Annotated in this window: 19 protein-coding genes; 16 read left to right on the top strand and 3 right to left on the bottom strand. The window is 71.8% G+C overall.

Annotation, left to right across the window (positions count from 1 at the left end; all coding sequences use genetic code 11):
* The first annotated feature begins 5 nt into the window (after positions 1–5).
* The 8 genes from QIY60_RS08205 (at position 6) to QIY60_RS08170 (ending at position 5,220) form a co-directional block, all read left to right on the top strand.
* Positions 6–1,277 (top strand): histidine kinase, encoded by a 1,272-nt coding sequence (locus QIY60_RS08205; RefSeq protein WP_283141806.1) that lies wholly within the window; start codon positions 6–8, stop codon positions 1,275–1,277.
* On the top strand, positions 1,274–1,990 hold the full coding sequence (locus QIY60_RS08200; RefSeq protein ID WP_283141805.1) for a response regulator transcription factor: 717 nt from the start codon (positions 1,274–1,276) through the stop codon (positions 1,988–1,990). The genes QIY60_RS08205 and QIY60_RS08200 overlap by 4 nt, the downstream gene beginning before the upstream one ends.
* A 129-nt stretch (positions 1,991–2,119) precedes the next feature.
* Positions 2,120–2,350 (top strand): hypothetical protein, encoded by a 231-nt coding sequence (locus QIY60_RS08195; RefSeq protein ID WP_257583829.1) that lies wholly within the window; start codon positions 2,120–2,122, stop codon positions 2,348–2,350.
* Complete coding sequence (locus tag QIY60_RS08190) at positions 2,347–3,009, top strand: pilus assembly protein TadG-related protein (RefSeq protein ID WP_283145855.1); 663 nt, start codon at positions 2,347–2,349, stop codon at positions 3,007–3,009. Before QIY60_RS08195 ends, QIY60_RS08190 begins: the two co-directional genes overlap by 4 nt.
* A gap of 72 nt (positions 3,010–3,081) precedes the next feature.
* The gene (locus QIY60_RS08185; RefSeq protein ID WP_283141804.1) at positions 3,082–3,624 is read left to right on the top strand and encodes a hypothetical protein; all 543 of its coding nucleotides are present in this window, start codon (positions 3,082–3,084) and stop codon (positions 3,622–3,624) included.
* 14 nt (positions 3,625–3,638) lie between these two features.
* Positions 3,639–4,295, top strand: coding sequence for an OmpA family protein (locus QIY60_RS08180; RefSeq protein ID WP_283141803.1), 657 nt, complete (start codon positions 3,639–3,641; stop codon positions 4,293–4,295).
* Positions 4,296–4,564: 269 nt separating this feature from the next.
* Positions 4,565–4,792: a hypothetical protein gene (locus QIY60_RS08175; protein ID WP_283141802.1), complete on the top strand. Its 228-nt coding sequence runs from the start codon at positions 4,565–4,567 to the stop codon at positions 4,790–4,792.
* Complete coding sequence (locus QIY60_RS08170; protein WP_283141801.1) at positions 4,792–5,220, top strand: MarR family transcriptional regulator; 429 nt, start codon at positions 4,792–4,794, stop codon at positions 5,218–5,220. The genes QIY60_RS08175 and QIY60_RS08170 overlap by 1 nt, the downstream gene beginning before the upstream one ends.
* A gap of 9 nt (positions 5,221–5,229) precedes the next feature.
* Here the strand turns inward: QIY60_RS08170 and QIY60_RS08165 are convergent, their stop codons facing one another.
* Complete coding sequence (locus QIY60_RS08165; RefSeq protein WP_283141800.1) at positions 5,230–5,622, bottom strand: VOC family protein; 393 nt, start codon at positions 5,620–5,622, stop codon at positions 5,230–5,232.
* Between the two features lie 124 nt (positions 5,623–5,746).
* The gene (locus QIY60_RS08160; RefSeq protein WP_283141799.1) at positions 5,747–6,109 is read right to left on the bottom strand and encodes a DUF192 domain-containing protein; all 363 of its coding nucleotides are present in this window, start codon (positions 6,107–6,109) and stop codon (positions 5,747–5,749) included.
* Positions 6,110–6,715: 606 nt separating this feature from the next.
* Here QIY60_RS08160 and QIY60_RS08155 point away from each other — a divergent pair.
* From QIY60_RS08155 to QIY60_RS08140, 4 genes are read left to right on the top strand one after another with little or no spacing between them, the layout of a single operon-like run.
* Positions 6,716–7,414, top strand: a complete 699-nt coding sequence (locus QIY60_RS08155; RefSeq protein ID WP_283141798.1) for a prepilin peptidase — start codon at positions 6,716–6,718, stop codon at positions 7,412–7,414.
* Positions 7,415–7,457: 43 nt separating this feature from the next.
* Complete coding sequence (locus QIY60_RS08150; RefSeq protein WP_283141797.1) at positions 7,458–8,252, top strand: class I SAM-dependent methyltransferase; 795 nt, start codon at positions 7,458–7,460, stop codon at positions 8,250–8,252.
* Positions 8,253–8,281: 29 nt separating this feature from the next.
* Positions 8,282–9,793, top strand: a complete 1,512-nt coding sequence (locus QIY60_RS08145; protein WP_283141796.1) for a DUF2079 domain-containing protein — start codon at positions 8,282–8,284, stop codon at positions 9,791–9,793.
* A gap of 34 nt (positions 9,794–9,827) precedes the next feature.
* The gene (locus QIY60_RS08140) at positions 9,828–10,193 is read left to right on the top strand and encodes a helix-turn-helix domain-containing protein (RefSeq protein ID WP_283141795.1); all 366 of its coding nucleotides are present in this window, start codon (positions 9,828–9,830) and stop codon (positions 10,191–10,193) included.
* A 276-nt stretch (positions 10,194–10,469) separates the two neighbouring features.
* On the opposite strand, the gene mgrA is transcribed toward QIY60_RS08140, so the two are convergent.
* A complete protein-coding gene (mgrA, locus tag QIY60_RS08135; protein WP_283141794.1) occupies positions 10,470–11,513 on the bottom strand; it encodes an L-glyceraldehyde 3-phosphate reductase in 1,044 nt (347 codons plus the stop codon).
* Positions 11,514–11,649: 136 nt separating this feature from the next.
* Between mgrA and QIY60_RS08130 the strand changes: the two genes are divergently transcribed.
* The 4 genes from QIY60_RS08130 (at position 11,650) to QIY60_RS08115 (ending at position 16,645) form a co-directional block, all read left to right on the top strand.
* On the top strand, positions 11,650–12,411 hold the full coding sequence (locus QIY60_RS08130; protein ID WP_283141793.1) for an isoprenyl transferase: 762 nt from the start codon (positions 11,650–11,652) through the stop codon (positions 12,409–12,411).
* A 306-nt stretch (positions 12,412–12,717) separates the two neighbouring features.
* Positions 12,718–14,040, top strand: coding sequence for a PhoH family protein (locus tag QIY60_RS08125; protein WP_283141792.1), 1,323 nt, complete (start codon positions 12,718–12,720; stop codon positions 14,038–14,040).
* 367 nt (positions 14,041–14,407) lie between these two features.
* The gene (locus QIY60_RS08120) at positions 14,408–15,106 is read left to right on the top strand and encodes a transglycosylase SLT domain-containing protein (RefSeq protein ID WP_283141791.1); all 699 of its coding nucleotides are present in this window, start codon (positions 14,408–14,410) and stop codon (positions 15,104–15,106) included.
* A gap of 150 nt (positions 15,107–15,256) precedes the next feature.
* Complete coding sequence (locus tag QIY60_RS08115) at positions 15,257–16,645, top strand: AI-2E family transporter (protein WP_283141790.1); 1,389 nt, start codon at positions 15,257–15,259, stop codon at positions 16,643–16,645.
* Positions 16,646–16,751: the final 106 nt, after the last annotated feature.

The raw sequence follows: 16,751 nt of genomic DNA, 5'->3' as shown, positions 1-16,751 counted from the left end.
CCACGATGCCGAGGCCACCGCAGCCGTCCGACCCGTCCCCCGAGCCCGAGGTCTCCCTCCAGCTCAACGCCCTCCAGGCGCTCTGCCGCCAGGTCTTCCTGTTCCGGCTCGCGATGATAGGGCTCGGCACCCCCTTCGCCCTGGCCAACTCGGCCCGGGGCATCGCCACTTGGCTGGTCTCCGGAGCCGTACTGATCACCTTCATGGGCTCGTACGCGCTCTACCGCGACTGGGAGCGCTTCGGCCCGCTGCTGCTGCGCCACCCGTGGCTGCTCGGCGTGGACACCGCGTTCGGCGCACTGCTGCTGTTCACCGCGACCCCCGACTCCCCGCTCGGCTACGTCGTCGTCTGCACCCCGCTGCTCGCCGGTCTGGTGTACGGGTGGCGGGGCGCGGGCGTCTTCGCCGGGCTCCAGTGCGTGATCCTGGCGCTCGCGTACATGGCCCAGCGTCAGCACCACCCCCAGCCGCTCGCCCCGGCCCTGCTGCTGCCCGGCTTCTGCGTCCTCGCGGGCGCGGCCGGGGTCGCGCTGCGGGGCCTGCTGCTGCGGTTCGGGGTGGCCTCGCGGGCGCTCACCGAGGCGCGGGCGAGGCTGGCGGTGGAGGAGGAACGGGCAAGGCTGGCGAGGGAGTTGCACGACTCGGTCGCCAAGACCCTGTACGGCGTGGCGCTCGCCGCCGAGGGCCTGGCGGCCTCGGCCGACCGCACGGACCCGGTGACGGTACGCCGGGGCGCGACCCTGGTGGCCCGCTCGGCCCGCCGCGCCGCCGCCGAGTCCCGCGAACTCCTCGCCGACCTGCGCCGCGAGCCGGGCCCGGACGGGGGAGTGGACGTACTGGCGGAACTGGCGGCGCGGGTGAGGGACTTCGCGCAGCGAAGCGAGAAGTCGGGCGTGACCTACCGCCCCCTATCCCTGGAAGCGATGAGGGTCCCGCATCCGGTCGCCCGCCAGCTCCTCACCATCGCCTCGGAGGCCCTGGAGAACGCCCACCGCCACGCGGGCCCGGCCCGGGTGGACGTGTCGGCGGGCGTGGTCGGGGACGTACTGCGCATCAGCGTGTACGACGACGGGCGCGGCCTGCCCCCCGGCACCACGCTCGACGGGCTGCGCCGGGCGGGCCACTTCGGCCTGGTCGGCATGGTCGAGCGGGCGGCGGACCTGGGCGCGCGCATCCGCATCGGCCGGGGCGGGGCGGCGAGGGGCACGGAGGTCCGCCTCGACCTGCCGCTGGCGGCGCTGGGGCCGTCGCGGACCGTGGAGAGGAGCGGGGTGTGACCCGGGTGCTGGTGGCGGACGACAACCCGGTCGTACGGGCCGGGCTCACCGCGCTGCTCGACGGCCGCGGCGGTACGGAGGTGGTGGCCGAGGCGGCGGACGGCCGCGAGGCGTGCGAGGCGGCGCTACTGCACCGGCCGGACGTGGTCCTGCTCGATGTGCGGATGCCCGGCGTGGACGGCCTCGCGGCGCTGCCCCGCCTGGTGCGGGTGGCGCCGGTGATGATGCTGACGTACAGCGGCGAGGCCGAGACCGTACGCGAGGCGCTGCGGCTCGGCGCGCGCGGCTATCTCGTCCACGGCGAGTTCACGGTGGAGCAACTGGTCGGCGCGGTACGGGACGTGGGGGCGGGCGGGGTGGGCCCCGTCGGCTGCGCCGCCCTCCCTCCGGGTGTCATGCCCCGGTCGATTTCATTAAATCCGAACGAAGAGGCTTCGCGGATGCAACCGGATGTGGGACAGTCGTCACCGGGGCGCCGGAGGGAAACTCCGGTCCTCCGCAAGGGACTTGGGGTACACCGGCTCAGTAGGAGGGAGGTGGAGGTGATGGAGCTGATCGCGGCGGGCATGAGCAATCAGCAGATCGCCGCCGCCTGCTTCATCAGCGAGAAGACGGTGAAGAACCACATCAACCGAATCTTCGCGAAGCTACACAGCAACAGCCGCACCCAGGCGGTCGTGACGTGGCTGGGTGCGCGGGGGGCGGCGGGATGAGGATCCTCCGACGTCAACTCGCCTTCCGGGCCCGGAATTGGGCCCAGGGGCCCTGTGCCGGAACCGGAGGGCCCGGGTACGGTGCGGCTGTCGAGCGCGGCACCGCCGTAGACCCCGGAGGGGACCACCATGAACGACAAGCTCCTCAAGCCCGCGACCGCCGCCAGGATCCGGGTCCACGGCTGGCTGAACACGACGGCGACGGCGCTGCGGCGGCGGGGGGACCGGGGGCAGGGCGCGGTCGAGTACATGGGGATCATCATCGTGGTGGTGGCGATCATTCTGGTACTTACGCAGACGAATTTCGGCACGGCCATCGCCCAGAAGATCACCGCCGCGATCAACAAGATCAACCCCTGACGTCCCGTCGCCTCCGAGGCGACCGGGGGCAGGCCTTCCCCGTCTACATCACGGTGGTGGCGGGCCTGCTCTTCCTCGCGTTCGCGTACTTCGCGGTGGGCCAGGCGGCGGTCAAGCGCAACGAGGCCGGGACGGCGGCGGACGCGGCGGCGCTCGCGGCCGCGCAGGACTACCGCGACCGGCTCCGCGACAAGCTCCTCGACGGCTTCGACCCCGTCGTGTGGAAGGACGTGCTGCACGGCCTGCGGGGCGGCGCCGCCGCCGCGTCGTGCGCGGCCGCCGACACCCTGGCCGCCAGCAACGACGCCTCGGTGGAGAGCTGCGTGCCGGGCGACTGGCCCGGCTACACCGTGTCCGTACGGACCAACGCGACGGCGGGCAAGTCCGTCATCGCCGCCACGGAGAACAGCAAGGGCACGGCGAAGGCCACCGCTGTGATCGAACCCCGGTGCCGCATCGAGGGGAGCGACGCCCCGCAGACCTCCGCGCCCCCTAGCACCGGCAGCCCGAGCCCCGACCCCAGCTCCACCCCTGGCGGCGAGGACAAGAAGGCCTACCGGCTCGTCTGCGACAAGCGGGACTTCGACGTCGACCCGGGCAGGCTCGACCTGCTCCCCGACGCGGCCGACCTGTTCGCCGTGCACCTGGCCAAGAAGTAAGCGCAGGAAGAAGCGAGGGACTGAGTGATGGACAGGGCCGAGAACAGAGCCTGGGCGAGAGGAGCGGCCGCCGTGACGGCAGCCGTCGCCCTGGCTCTCACCTTGACCGCCTGCGGCGGGGACGGCGGCAAGAAGTCGGACGACAAGCCCTCCACCCCCGCCGCGGCATCCGGCGGACAGTCCCGGCCGCAGACCAACGCGCCCACGGCGCAGAGCACCGAAGTGCTGGCGACCGTCCGGGGCGGCGACGGCATCGAGATCGTGGTCAACAGCGCCAAGCGCGACACCGGGGGGTTCGTCACCGTCGAGGGAGTGGTCGCGAACAACTCCTCGCAGGGCTTCACGGCACCGGGCTGGCAGGGGAGCGAGCAGGAGCTGCGGGACAACGGGGCCTCCATGGCGGGTGCCTCGCTGGTCGACAAGACGGGCAAGAAGCGCTATCTGATCCTGCGTGACACCGACGGCCGGTGCCTGTGCACCCGCTTCCCGACGGGCCTGACCGCCGGTCAGAAGATCCCCTTCTACGCCCAGTTCCCCGCACCCCCCGCCCCCGTCACAGAAGTCGACTTCCAGCTCCCCACCATGCCCACCGCCACCATCAAGATCTCCGGCTGAGGCGGAGGCACCCCATGCAGGCCACCCAGGCAACACCCGCGACCCCGGCCCCCGGCAGCCGACGCCGTCACGCCCGCCCCGCGGTCCTCGCCGCCGCGGTGCTGCTGTTCGTCGCGGCGGGGCCCGGCGCGGCCGTCGCCGACGATCCGAACCCCACCGCCGTGCCCGCCGCCGCCCCGCCCGTGAAGGTCGACGCCAACGCGCCCGGGCTCAAGCTCTCCGACGGGGCGACGCTCGCCGCGCCGAGGGTCATCGACATCAAGTCGGTCGTCGAGGACATGGGCGGCGAGGAGCGCCGCTCCGACACCAACGCCGACATCTCCTTCGCCCTGCAGGCCGAAGTCCTCTTCGGCAAGGACAGCGCCGCGCTCTCCGCCGAGGCGACCGGCCGCATCCAGGCGATCGCCGACGAGATCAAGAAGCAGAAGGCCACGAACGTCCGCGTGTTCGGCTTCACCGACAACCTCGGTACGCACGAGCACGGCGTCGTCCTGTCGAAGCAGCGCGCGGACGCCGTCCAGGGCGCGCTCTCGCAGGCGGTGGGCGGCGCGGTCACGTTCGACATCCGGGGGTACGCGGAGGACTACCCGATCGCGGACAACTCCTCGGAGGACGGCCGCCGCAAGAACCGCCGGGTGGAGGTTTCGTTCCCGCGCGGGGCGACCGGCTGAAGCCGGGCCGGGCGCGAGGGCGGGCCCGGCCGGCCGGGTGGAGGTGCGGTCGGCCGGGCCCCGTATGCGCGCGGGCCCCCGTCAACGTCCGTTGGAAGTGACGCTCCCGCGCACCACAGAGACTGCCAGCGGGGGCGTACCCGGGACTTGGATAAAAGCGCACGTCGACGCGAGACGGCTGGGAATCGCCCATACGGCCAAGGGCTAAGGGTGGACAGATAGTCTGCGCCGCGGACGGGCAGGACCCGATCGCGCTGCGGATCACCGAAGTGGCTGAGAACGAGCTGTTCGTGGACGAGGCCCGCTTCGACGGCCTGGTCCTGCGCACCGCGCACCGGCTCGACCGGCCGGTCCCGGACCGTACCCGGGTGGTGTACCGGATGGAGATCACGGGAGCCGCGGCCGACGAGCTGGGCCCGGAGATCGGCCCGGCCGTCACCGCCGACTGGCCGGAGACCATGGCCGCGCTCGTCCGGCTCGCGGAGGCGGGTCGCTGATGGCGCTCACCCCCGGCGAGAGCCCCGGGTTCCTGCTCTGGCACGCCACGCTGCGCTGGCAGCGCGGGGTGACCGCGGCCCTGACGCCGCTGGGCCTCACGCATGTGCAGTTCGTGCTGCTCGCGTGCACCTGGTGGCTCAACGGGCAGGGGGAGCACCCCAACCAGCTGGCGGTCGCCCGCCAGGCCGGTACCGACGTCAAGATGACGTCCCAGGTCGTCCGTACGCTGGAGGGCAAGGGCCTACTCGTCCGCGAGACCGACCCGGCGGACACCCGGGCCAAGCGGCTGCGGGTGACGGAGGCCGGGGCGGAGCTCGCGCCGCGGGCGATCGCGGCGGTCGAAGCGGTGGACGCGGAGTTCTTCCGGCCGGTGCCGGTGGGCGAGGCGGTGGCACTGCTCGCGGCGCTGGCCCGGCCGGAAGAGTAGGTCCAGGCCCTAGAAGCTGCTGCCGCTGCCGTACGGCCTGGTGATCATCTCCATGGCGTGGCCGGACGGGTCGAGGAAGTAGACGCCCCGGCCGCCGTCGTTGTGGTTGATCTCGTCGGGGCGCTTCATGTGCGGATCGGCGAAGTGCCGTACGCCCCACTGCTTGATCTTCTCGTAGCCCGCGTCGAACTCCTCCTCGGAGACGAGGAAGGCGTAGTGCTGCGGCACGATCTTGTCCGGGTCGCCGGTGGCGAAGTCCAGGGTGACACCGTTTCCGGTCTCCACGGGGATGAACGGTCCCCACTCGTCGCCGACCCGCAGCCCCAGGATGTCCGCCAGGAACTCGGCGGCAGCCCGCTTGTCGCGGGAGTGGATGATGGTGTGATTCAACTCGACTGACACGGTGGAATGCCTCCAAAAGGCATCTCACGGGCACCTCCACGCTCACCCGGCCGGTGACCAACGCGCGATGCCGTCGTCGTGATCGTAGGCAGGGGCGCGCGGGGCGGGCAAGGCGACTTCCGGCTTACGTGTGGCCGCCATGTAGTTCTACGCGCACCCGTACGCCGGGGCGGATGCCCCACTCCGCCATTGCGCCCGCCTCCGCCTCCAGGATGTGGCGGGCGCGGAGGCGGGGGGCGGTGAGGCGATTCGGGGGGACGGTGTGGAGGGTGATGACGCGGAGGTGGCGGTCGAGGTAGGCGACGTCCAGGGGGAAGCGCATACGGAAGGTGTGCACGGAGGTGGCCGGGCTGAGCAGGACGGCCCCCTCGACCCCGTCCCGCCCGAGGAGCCCCCGGGTGCGGGCCCTGTAGGACGCGGCGACTTCAAGGGGGACTAGGCGCCCACCCTCGACCACCAACTGCCCTAGCCCGTCCCGCCATCGCATGCCCCCACGCTACAGAGCCCCCTCCCCGCCCCTTCCCTAAACCCTCCGGGGGTGGGTGGGGGGTGGAGGTGGTTCTCCCGGGGGCTGCGCCCCCGGACCCCGTTGCGGGGCCTGCGGCCCCTGCACCCCGCCTCGGGGCTCCGCCCCGGACCCCGGCGTGGGGTCGGGGTGGGAGGGTAGGCCCGTTCGTCTGCGGACCGTGCTGGGTTGCTCGCGCAGTTCCCCGCGCCCCTAGGGGGTACGAGCGAAGCCAAGCGCTTTAAGCGGCGCGGGGCTGTGACATGTGCGGCTCCGCCGCGCGGGCGCGACCGGCAGGGGACGCCCCGGAGGGGCGTCTTCAGGGGCGCGGGGAACTGCGCGAGCAACCACCGCCGACCCGCAGACAAACACCGGGCCAAAGAGGGGCGCGGGGAACTGCGCGACAAGCCCCCACCGGCCCGCAGACAAACCGGGGGCCGCAGCGGGGTCTGGGGGCGCAGCCCCCAGCAGCCCACCCCGGCCCACCACCCGGCCGCCCGCCCAGGCCACGCGGCGGAGCCGCACAATGTCACAGCCGGGAAGGGGCGGGGTGGGGAAAAACCCGCGCCGCACCCTAGGGTGCACCCCGTGTACCTCCCCCTGCTCGCCGCCGCCTGGGGCGCCACCCTCGGGTGGCTGGTGCCGCGCGTGGCGTACCGGCTCGCCGTCGAGGCGGGCGAGCCGTGGCGGGGCGCCTGCCCAGAGGGGCACGCCCTCACCCGCTGGCTCGGCCCCCCCGTCTGCCGACAGCGCGGCGCGCGCCGCTGGGCCGCCGCCACCGCCACCGCGGCCGCCACCCTCGCCACCACCACCGGCCCCCGCCCCGAACTCGCCGTCTGGCTGCTCCTCCTGCCGCCCGCCGGGCTCCTCGCCGCCGTCGACGCCCGGGTGCACCGGCTGCCGGACGTCCTCACGATCCCCCTCGCCGCCACCGCCGCCGCCCTCCTCGGCGCCGCCGCCCTCGCCCCGCACCACCAGGGGTCCTGGCGGCACGCCCTGCTCGGCGGACTCGCCCTGGGCGGCGCGTACTTCGTGCTCTTCCTGATCAACCCCGCCGGCCTCGGCTTCGGCGACGTCAAACTCGCCGTCGGCCTCGGCGTGGTGCTCGGCTGGTACGGCTGGGGCACCCTCTTCACCGGCGCCTTCGCGGGGTTCGCGGCAGGCGGCACGTACGGCCTCGGGTTGATCCTCGCGCGTCGCGCCGACCGCCGCGCGGCCATCCCGTTCGGCCCCTTCATGCTCGGCGGCGCGTACCTCGGCCTGCTCCTCGGCGGCCTCGCCGCGTGAATGTGCGGGCCCTCCGCCGTACAAGACGCGTAGGGTCCGCAACATGGCGCAAACCATCCGCAACCACAACACCCGCACCTTCGAGGACCTGATCGCCGAGGCGGCGGCCGCCCCCGTGGACGGCTGGGACTTCTCCTGGCTGGACGGACGGGCCACCGAGGAGCGGCCGTCCTGGGGGTACGCCCGTGCCATGGCCGCGCGCTGGGCCCGGGCCACGGCCGCCCTCGACGTGCAGACCGGCGGCGGCGAGGTCCTGGCGGCCGTCCCGCAGCTGCCGCCGCTCGCGGTCGCCACGGAGGGGTGGCCGCCGAACGTCGCCCGGGCCACCGCCCTGCTGCACCCGCGCGGCGTCGCGGTCGTGGCCGACGCCGACGAGCCGCCGCTGCCGTTCGGGGGCGGCGCCTTCGACCTGGTGACCAGCCGCCACCCCGTCCAGACCTGGTGGCCGGAGATCGCCCGGGTCCTCACCCCGGGCGGCACCTACTTCTCCCAACAGGTCGGACCCGCCAGTGTGTTCGAGCTCGTGGAGTACTTCCTGGGCCCGCAGTCCGCCGACGTCCGGGGCCGCCGCGACCCGGGCAAGGCCCGCGCCGAGGCCGAGGCCGCCGGGCTCCAGGTGGCCGACCTGCGCCAGGAGAAGCTGCGCACCGAGTTCCACGACATCGGCGCCGTCGTCTACTTCCTGCGCAAGGTGATCTGGATGGTGCCGGGCTTCACGGTCGAGGAGTACGAGGAGAAGCTGGCGGCGTTGGACGAGCAGATCCGCACCGACGGCCCCTTCGTCGCGCACACGACACGTTTCCTCATCGAGGCGCGGAAGCCCCTGCGCTCCACGTGAGACGCCTAGCATCCGCGCATATGGAACGGATGTGGACAATCACTGCCGAACTGTCCTCGCTGCGACTGCGAGGCGTCGCCGCGATTCCCAGTCGCCGGGGCACCCGTACGGCGCCGCCCGCCCTCCTCTGGTGGGGGTGGGCCGCCGTGCTCTTCCTGCTCTACGCCGCCGTCGGCGCCCGCCGCCAGGCGCTGGTCCGCACCACCGGCTACGACCTCGGCATCTTCGAGCAGGCCGTGAAGGCGTACGCCCAACTGCGGCCCCCCGTGGCCCCGTTGCGCGGCGAAGGGTTCAACCTCCTCGGCGACCACTTCCACCCCGTGCTCGTCGTCCTCGCGCCGCTGTACCGGATCGCGCCGTCGCCGTACACCCTGCTCTTCGCCCAGGCCGCACTGCTCGCCCTCGCCGTCGTGCCGCTCGCCCGTCGCGCCCGGCAGGCGCTGGGCCGCCGCGCCGCCCATGTCGTCGCCTTCGCGTACGGGCTGAGCTGGGGCATCGCCTCGGCCGTGGCGTTCGACTTCCACGAGGTGTGCTTCGCCGTCCCGCTCGTCTCGTACGCCCTGGAGGCGCTGGCCCTGCGGCGCTGGCGGGCCGCCGTGGCCTGGGCCGCGCCCCTTCTGCTGGTCAAGGAGGACCTGGGGCTCACGCTCGCCGCGATCGGCGGGTACATCGCCTGGAAGGGGCGGCGCCGCCTCGGCCTGGCGACCGCCGCCGCCGGGCTGCTCGGCAGCGCCCTGGAGTTCAAGGTGCTGATGCCGTTCTTCAGCCCGGCCGGCACCTATGCCCACGCCGCCAACCTCGAACCCGCCCACGGCTCCCTGCTCGCCACCCTCGCCTTCGCCCCGCTCGACGCCGTACGCCCCGAGGTGAAGGCCACCACGCTGGTCCTGGTCTTCGCCCCCGCCGCGCTGATCGCCCTGCGCTCGCCGCTCGCCTGGCTCGCCGTGCCGACGCTCGGCTGGCGGATGCTCTCCCAGAACGTCTTCCACTGGGGCACCTCGTTCCACTACACGGCCGTGCTGATGCCCGTCGTCCTGGCCGCCATGACCGACGCCCTCGCCCCCTACCGGCGCTCCGGCGACGCCCTCGCCCGCCGCCACGTACGCGCCTCGCTCGCCACCACCGCGGCCGTCACCCTGGTCCTGATCCCGTCCTTCCCGCTCGCCCAGCTCGTCCACCGCTCCACCTGGCGCTCCACCGCGCACGTCGCCGCCGCCCGCGACCTGCTGCGCCGCATCCCCGACGGCGCCACCGTCGCCGCCTCCAACCGCCTGGTGCCCCAGCTCACTTCGCGTACGGACGTGGTGCTGTTCCCGACCTACCCGGTCCACTGGCGGCTGTACGACACCGGCGCGCCGGTGCCCCCGCCGACCGCCCAGTGGATCGTCTACGACCGGGTGCCCGCCGAGTCCTGGCCCTACCCGCCGGGCTACTGGCCCTACCCGAAGGACCGTCAGGAAGCCGAGCTGGTCAAGGCGGAACAGGCCTACGGATACCGGATCGTCGCCCAGCGGGACGGAATCACCCTGCTCAGACGTTGAGGACGGCGACGGACGTACGAGACGAGGGAGAGCCATGGGCAGGCACACCAAGGGCGACATCAGCTACAGCTGCGGGCTTGACGCGGCGGTCGACGTGGTCGGCGGGAAGTGGAAGCCGCTGATCCTGTGGGCGCTGCACGACGGCACGTACCGCTTCGGCGAGCTCAGGCGCCTGGTCGACGGCGTCACCGAGAAGGTCCTCGTCCAGCAGCTGCGCGAGCTGGAGGCGGACGGGATCGTCCACCGCGAGGTCTACGGGGAGGTGCCGCCCCGGGTGGAGTACTCGCTGACCCCGCGCGGCCAGGCGCTCAACACGGCACTCACCCCCTTGGGTGAGTGGGGTGCGGCACACATGGAGTGGATCCTGGATGTGAAGTCGGGGTCACGGAAGGTGGCCTGAGCCGGTTCGCACCGCTCTGACCTGCACGGTCAAAGAAGCGTTCCACCGCCGGGTCCCCCTTGGGGGTGCCCGGCGGCAGTGCCTCCGCCGTGCCCGGGCGGTTTCGGAGCGTAGTTTCGGCACGCCGTGGCACCCAGGACCACTTACGAAGGGTTATGGTGGAAACCCCCCCTCGGGCCGGTCCGTATCCCCCCCACGGACCGGCCCGTTTTTTCTCGCCACCACTCCGGCGCCGGTTCCTGTGGATCCGCTGTCAGTTGGCGACCACCGGGGTGATCAGCCGCGCCCGGCCCAGATGTTGGTGCCCGCGGTGTCCACGGCGAAGGCGTCGATCTCCTTCAACTCCTCGGCCGTCAGCGGCGGTCCGGCGAGCGCCGCCACGTTCTCCTCCAGCTGGTTCACACTGGACGCGCCGATCAGCGCCGACGTCATGCGCGGGTCGCGCAGCACCCAGGCGATCGCCAGCTGGGCCAGCGACTGGCCGCGCCGGGCGGCGATGTCGTTCAGCCCGTTGAGCCGCCGCGTCACCTCGTCGCTGAGCAGCCCCGGGTCGAGCGACTTGCCCTGGGTGGCCCGCGAGCCCTCCGGGATGCCCTTGAGGTACTTGTCGGTGAGCAGCCCCTGCGCCAGCGGCACGAAGGAGATGCAGCCCATCCCCGCCTCTTCGAGCGTGTCGAGCAGGCCGTCGTCCTCGGTCCAGCGGTTGATCATCGAGTACGACGGCTGGTGGATGAGCGCCGGGACGCCCATCTCCTTGAGGATCCGCGCCGCCTCGGCGGTCTGCTCGCTGCTGTACGAGGACACGCCCACGTACAGCGCCTTGCCCTGCTGGACGGCGGACGCCAGCGCGCCCATCGTCTCCTCCAGCGGGGTCTCCGGGTCGAAGCGGTGCGAGTAGAAGATGTCGACGTAGTCGAGGCCCATCCGGGCGAGCGAGGCGTCCAGCGAGGACAGCAGGTACTTGCGGGAGCCCCACTCGCCGTAGGGCCCCGGGTGCATCAGATACCCGGCCTTGGTGGAAATGATCAGCTCGTCCCGGTACGCCCGGAAGTCCTGGCCGAAGATCTTCCCGAAGTTGAGCTCGGCCGAGCCGGGCGGCGGCCCGTAGTTGTTGGCCAGGTCGAAGTGGGTGACGCCCAGGTCGAAGGCGCGGCGCAGGATCGCGCGCTGCGACTCCAGGGAGCGGTCGTCGCCGAAGTTGTGCCACAGGCCCAGGGAGAGCGCGGGCAGCTTGAGGCCGCTGTGGCCGGTCCGCCGGTACTCCATGGAGTCGTAGCGGTCGTCGGCGGCGAGGTAGTGGAGGGGGAGTGATTCAGTCACGTTTCCCTGCTTATCACGGACTTGTGACAGGCCGAGTTGGGCCGCTGTGACCCGTCCGCAGTACTGTGCCTTCCCTGGGGCCGGGCCGTATGCGGCGCTGCGGCGGCCCCCGGAAGCAATCGAGAGGGTGGAATCGGTGAACTTGCGCGACCTGGTGTACGGGCTCTACGCACGCCGGGTGGAAGGCCGCCTCGACCACGACCAGGTGCCCAAGCACATCGGCGTCATCCTGGACGGGAACCGGCGCTGGGCGAAGGCCTCCGGCGGCAGCCCCGAACAGGGGCACCAGGCCGGCGCGAGCAAGATCCACGAGCTGCTCGGCTGGTGTGCCGAGACGGACGTCGAGGTCGTGACGCTCTGGATGCTGTCCACGGACAACCTGGACCGGCCCGACAACGAGCTGGTCCCGCTCCTGGGCATCATCGAGGGCGTGGTGCGCGACCTGGCGGCGGACGGGCGCTGGCGCGTCCACCACGTCGGCAACATGGACCTGCTGCCCGGGCGGACCCAGTCCGTACTCAAGGAGGCCGAGCAGGCCACCCACGACGTCGGCGGCATACTCGTCAACGTCGCCGTGGGTTACGGCGGCCGCCAGGAGATCGCGGACGCGGTCCGCTCGCTGATCCTCGACGCCGCGTCCAAGGGGACGAGCTTCGAGGAACTGGCCGAAATAGTCGATGTCGACCACATCTCGGAGCACCTCTACACGCGCGGCCAGCCCGACCCGGACCTGGTGATCCGCACCAGCGGCGAGCAGCGGCTGTCCGGATTCATGCTGTGGCAGTCCGCCCACTCCGAGTACTACTTCTGCGAAGTGTTCTGGCCCGCCTTCCGCAAGGTGGACTTCCTGCGCGCGCTGCGCGACTACGCGGCGCGCCACCGGCGCTACGGGACCTGATCCGTCCCGTCATGTCCCACCACGTCACGATCCGTTCCGACGGGTCCTGACCGGGAGTCAATCCCTTTGGTCCCCACCAAGCGCATATGCCTGTGCATGGCTGCGCTTGTTCGAGGGAATACCCCCTCCAGTTGAACGGCCAGAAGTGGCCGCTCACCCGGGAGGCCCTTTGCACCAGGACGCACGTGCACAGTGCACGGACGGAGCGGAGGGCCGGCGCTCGGCCCGCGCATCGTGGCCACAGCCCGGCCCCCACCCCCGCGACGCCGTCGCACCCCGACCTCTTCCGAGGGGGTACGTCCTTCCGTGGTGACCAGCTCGAAGCGCCGCATGCCCGACCGGCGCACCTACGTCCTCGACACCAGCGTCCTGCTGGCCGACCCCAACGCCATGGCCCGGTTCGACGAGCACGAAGTGGTGCTCCCGATCGTCGTGGTCACGGAACTGGAGGCGAAGAGGCACCATCCGGAACTCGGTTATTTCGCCCGTCAGGCCCTGCGCCTGCTCGACGACTTCCGGGTCCGGTACGGACGCCTCGACGCACCCATCCCGCTGGGCGACCTCGGCGGCACGCTCCGCGTCGAGCTCAACCATTCCGATCCCGGCGTGCTGCCCGCCGGCTACAGGTTGGGGGACAACGACTCACGGATCCTCGCCGTCGCCCGCAATCTCCAGGCCGAGGGGTACGACGTCACCGTCGTCTCCAAGGACCTGCCGCTGCGGATCAAGGCGTCGTCGGTAGGCCTGCTCGCCGAGGAGTACCGGGCGGAACTGGCCATCACCGACTCGGGCTTCACCGGAATGTCCGAACTGTCGCTCTCGGGCGAGCAGGTGGACCTTCTCTACGAGGAGGAGACGCTGTACGTGCCGGAGGCCGCGAGCCTGCCGGTGCACAACGGCCTGGTGCTCCAGTCCGAGCGGGGCAAGGCCCTGGGCCGCGTCACGGCCGACGGCAACGTCAAGCTCGTACGGGGCGACCGGGAGGCGTTCGGCCTGCGCGGCCGCAGCGCCGAGCAGCGCATCGCGCTCGACCTGCTGCTCGACCCGGACGTCGGCATCGTGTCGATGGGCGGCCGGGCCGGCACCGGCAAGTCCGCGCTGGCCCTCTGCGCGGGCCTGGAGGCGGTCCTGGAGCGCCGCCAGCACAAGAAGGTGATGGTCTTCCGCCCGCTGTACGCGGTGGGCGGGCAGGAGCTCGGCTATCTGCCCGGCTCCGAGGCCGAGAAGATGGGCCCCTGGGCGCAGGCGGTCTTCGACACGCTGTCGGCGGTCACCACGCGCGAGGTGATCGAGGAGGTGACGTCGCGCGGCATGCTGGAGGTCCTGCCGCTCACCCACATCCGCGGCCGCTCCCTGCACGACGCGTTCGTGATCGTGGACGAGGCCCAGTCGCTCGAACGGAACGTCCTGCTGACCGTGTTGTCCCGGATCGGGGCGAATTCACGGGTGGTGCTCACCCATGACGTGGCCCAGCGGGACAACCTGAGGGTCGGCCGGTACGACGGAGTGGTCGCCGTCGTCGAGAAGCTGAAGGGCCATCCGCTCTTCGCGCACGTCACCCTCACCCGCTCCGAGCGGTCGCAGATCGCCGCACTGGTGACCGAAATGCTGGAGGACGGCCAGATCTGATCCCGTACGTCCCAATCGGCGCCGCCCGCGAAGCCGTTGAGCTTAGCCGGGCGGCGCCTCTTTGTGTGCCCGATCCGGCAAAACCCCTGGGGCGGAGGGGATGTGAGGTTTCACACGCAACGGGGAATTGCCTTGCGGCGTCGCTCTCCGGCAGAGTCTTGCATCCGTCAGGCCCCGCATACGGCACACCTGTACCTCGTAACTCAATAGCGTCGCCGTATGCCGCCCGAGCACCACGCGGCGCTCCCGCAAGGGAGTTGCCCACCGGGTCAGTTCCTCCCGTGACCTGAGCAGTTGGGAGGAGAGAGCCAGGGGCACGATTGCGTCCGTCAGGTCACCAGCGCGGGCGCTGCTGGAAGGAAACCGTGTGAGCCGGATCTCGGTCCGGGGATTCGCGGTGGCGTCAGCCACTGCGGTCACCACCGTCGGTGCCGTCGTCGGCGTTGCCTCGGGCGCGCCGCAGACCACCTCGAACGACAACGTCGAGGCGACCGCTGCCGACACGACGCTTCTCGCGGACATACCCGCGGGCCAGCAGGCCCAGGTGCAGACCGCGTCCCTGACGCAGCAGGCGGACGCCCAGTCGGCCCAGGCAAGCGCCGCGGCGAAGAAGTCCGCCGAGGAGGCCGCCCGCCTCCAGGCCGCCAAGGACGCCAAGTCCAAGAAGGAGTCGGCGGACGAGAAGGCGAAGGAGGCGAAGGAGCGCGAGCAGGAGCAGATCGCCAGCCGCTCCGAGACCCGCGACCCCTCCTCGTTCCCGCAGCAGAGCTCCTACACGGTGGAGCAGGTCAAGGCCATCGCCCGGCAGATCGTGCCGGCGGACCAGTTCCAGTGCTTCAGCAACATCGTGAACCACGAGTCGACCTGGAACTACCTCGCGGTCAACTCCAGTTCCGGCGCGTACGGCCTGGTCCAGGCGCTGCCCGGCTCCAAGATGTCCTCGGTGGGCGCGGACTGGCGGACCAACCCGGCCACCCAGATCAAGTGGGGCCTGAACTACATGAACTCCAGCTACCACAGCCCCTGTGGCGCCTGGTCGTTCTGGCAGGCCAACAGCTGGTACTAGGGGCAGAATCTTTGCCCTGGGCAACTCAACCTTTCTGAGCCCCTCGCCGTCCTTCGGTGAGGGGCTTTGCCCGTGTACGGTCGGAGGCGACGACTCCGGGTGGGGGGAGTGGTGGGGACGCGCAGCGGGGGAAAGGGAAACGGCAGCATCATGTCGAAAGTGCCGGGGCTGCTCGGGGCGCTGGGTGCCGGTCTGACCCGTATGGGAGAGCGGCTGGACGAACGCCGCGTCGAGACCGAGGCACGCGCGGACGCGGACGCGGGTCTGGACGGGCCCGGCAACCCGGCGAGCAGTGACGATTCGGCAGCGGCGGCAGCGGTTCCTTCGCAGGCGCCCGCCGCGCCCGCCGCTCCTGACGCCTCCGATGCCGAGGGCACCGCCCCCGCCCGCCAGGTCGCCCCCGACCACGTGCCCGCACCCCCCGCCTACGCTCCTGCCGTCGCCGCGCGGCCCGACCCCGTGGCCGCCGTGCCGTGGGGGATGCGGGTCGCCGCCGAGATCGGGTGGCGCCTGCTCGTGCTCGCGGGCACGCTCTGGGTGCTGATGCGGGTCATCAGCGCCGTACGGCTCGTGGTCCTCGCGTTCGTCGCCGCGCTGTTCATCACCGCGCTGCTCCAGCCGACCGTCTCCCGGCTCACGCGGAAGGGCCTGCCCCGGGGCCTGGCGACCGCCGTGACCGCGATCCTGGGCTTCATCGTGATGGGCCTGATCGGCTGGTTCGTGGTCTGGCAGGTCATGGACAACCTGGACACGCTCTCCGACAAGGTCAGGGCGGGTATCGAGGAGCTCAAACGCTGGCTCCTCAACAGCCCGTTCCACGTCACCGAGGACCAGATCAACCAGGTCGCCAAGAACCTCAGCGACACCATCGGCCACAACACCAACGAGATCACCTCGGCGGGCCTCCAGGGCGTGACCGTCCTCGTCGAGGTGCTCACCGGCATCCTGCTGGCGATGTTCTCGACGCTGTTCCTCCTGTACGACGGGAAGAACATCTGGCGGTGGGTGCTGCGGCTGGTCCCGGAGCAGGCCCGGCCGGCGATCGAGGGAGCCGGGCCGCGCGCCTGGCGCACACTCACCGCGTATGTGCGCGGCACGGTGATAGTGGCCCTGATCGACGCGATCTGCATCGGCGTCGGCATCTACTTCCTGGGCGTGCCCATGGCGGTGCCGCTCGCCGTCTTCATCTTCCTGTTCGCCTTCATCCCGCTGGTGGGCGCGGTGATCTCGGGCGCGCTCGCGGTGGTGGTCGCGCTGGTCACCGAGGGTGTGTTCACGGCGGTGATGGTGCTGGCCGTGGTGCTCCTGGTGCAGCAGATCGAGGGGCACGTGCTCCAGCCGTTCATCCTGGGCCGCGCGGTCCGCGTCCACCCGCTCGCCGTGGTCCTCTCGGTCGCCGCGGGCGGCCTGATCGGCGGCATCGGCGGCTCGGTGGTGGCCGTACCGCTGGTGGCGGTGACGAACACGGTGGTGGGGTATTTGCGGGCGACGGCGAAGGAGAACGCGCTTCGCAGCGCGGCGGAGCCGGAGGAGAAGTAGCGCCGTGGTTCGTCTGCGGACCGTGCTGGGTTGCTCGCGCAGTTCCCCGCGCCCCTAAAGGCATTACGGCCGCGCCCGTACGTAGAAGGGCCCCCGACGGCATCGT

Origin of the sequence: Streptomyces sp. BPTC-684, assembly GCF_030028635.1 — a bacterium.
GTDB classification, from domain to species: Bacteria; Actinomycetota; Actinomycetes; order Streptomycetales; family Streptomycetaceae; genus Streptomyces; species Streptomyces noboritoensis.
This window is presented reverse-complemented; position numbering and strand designations above follow the sequence as displayed.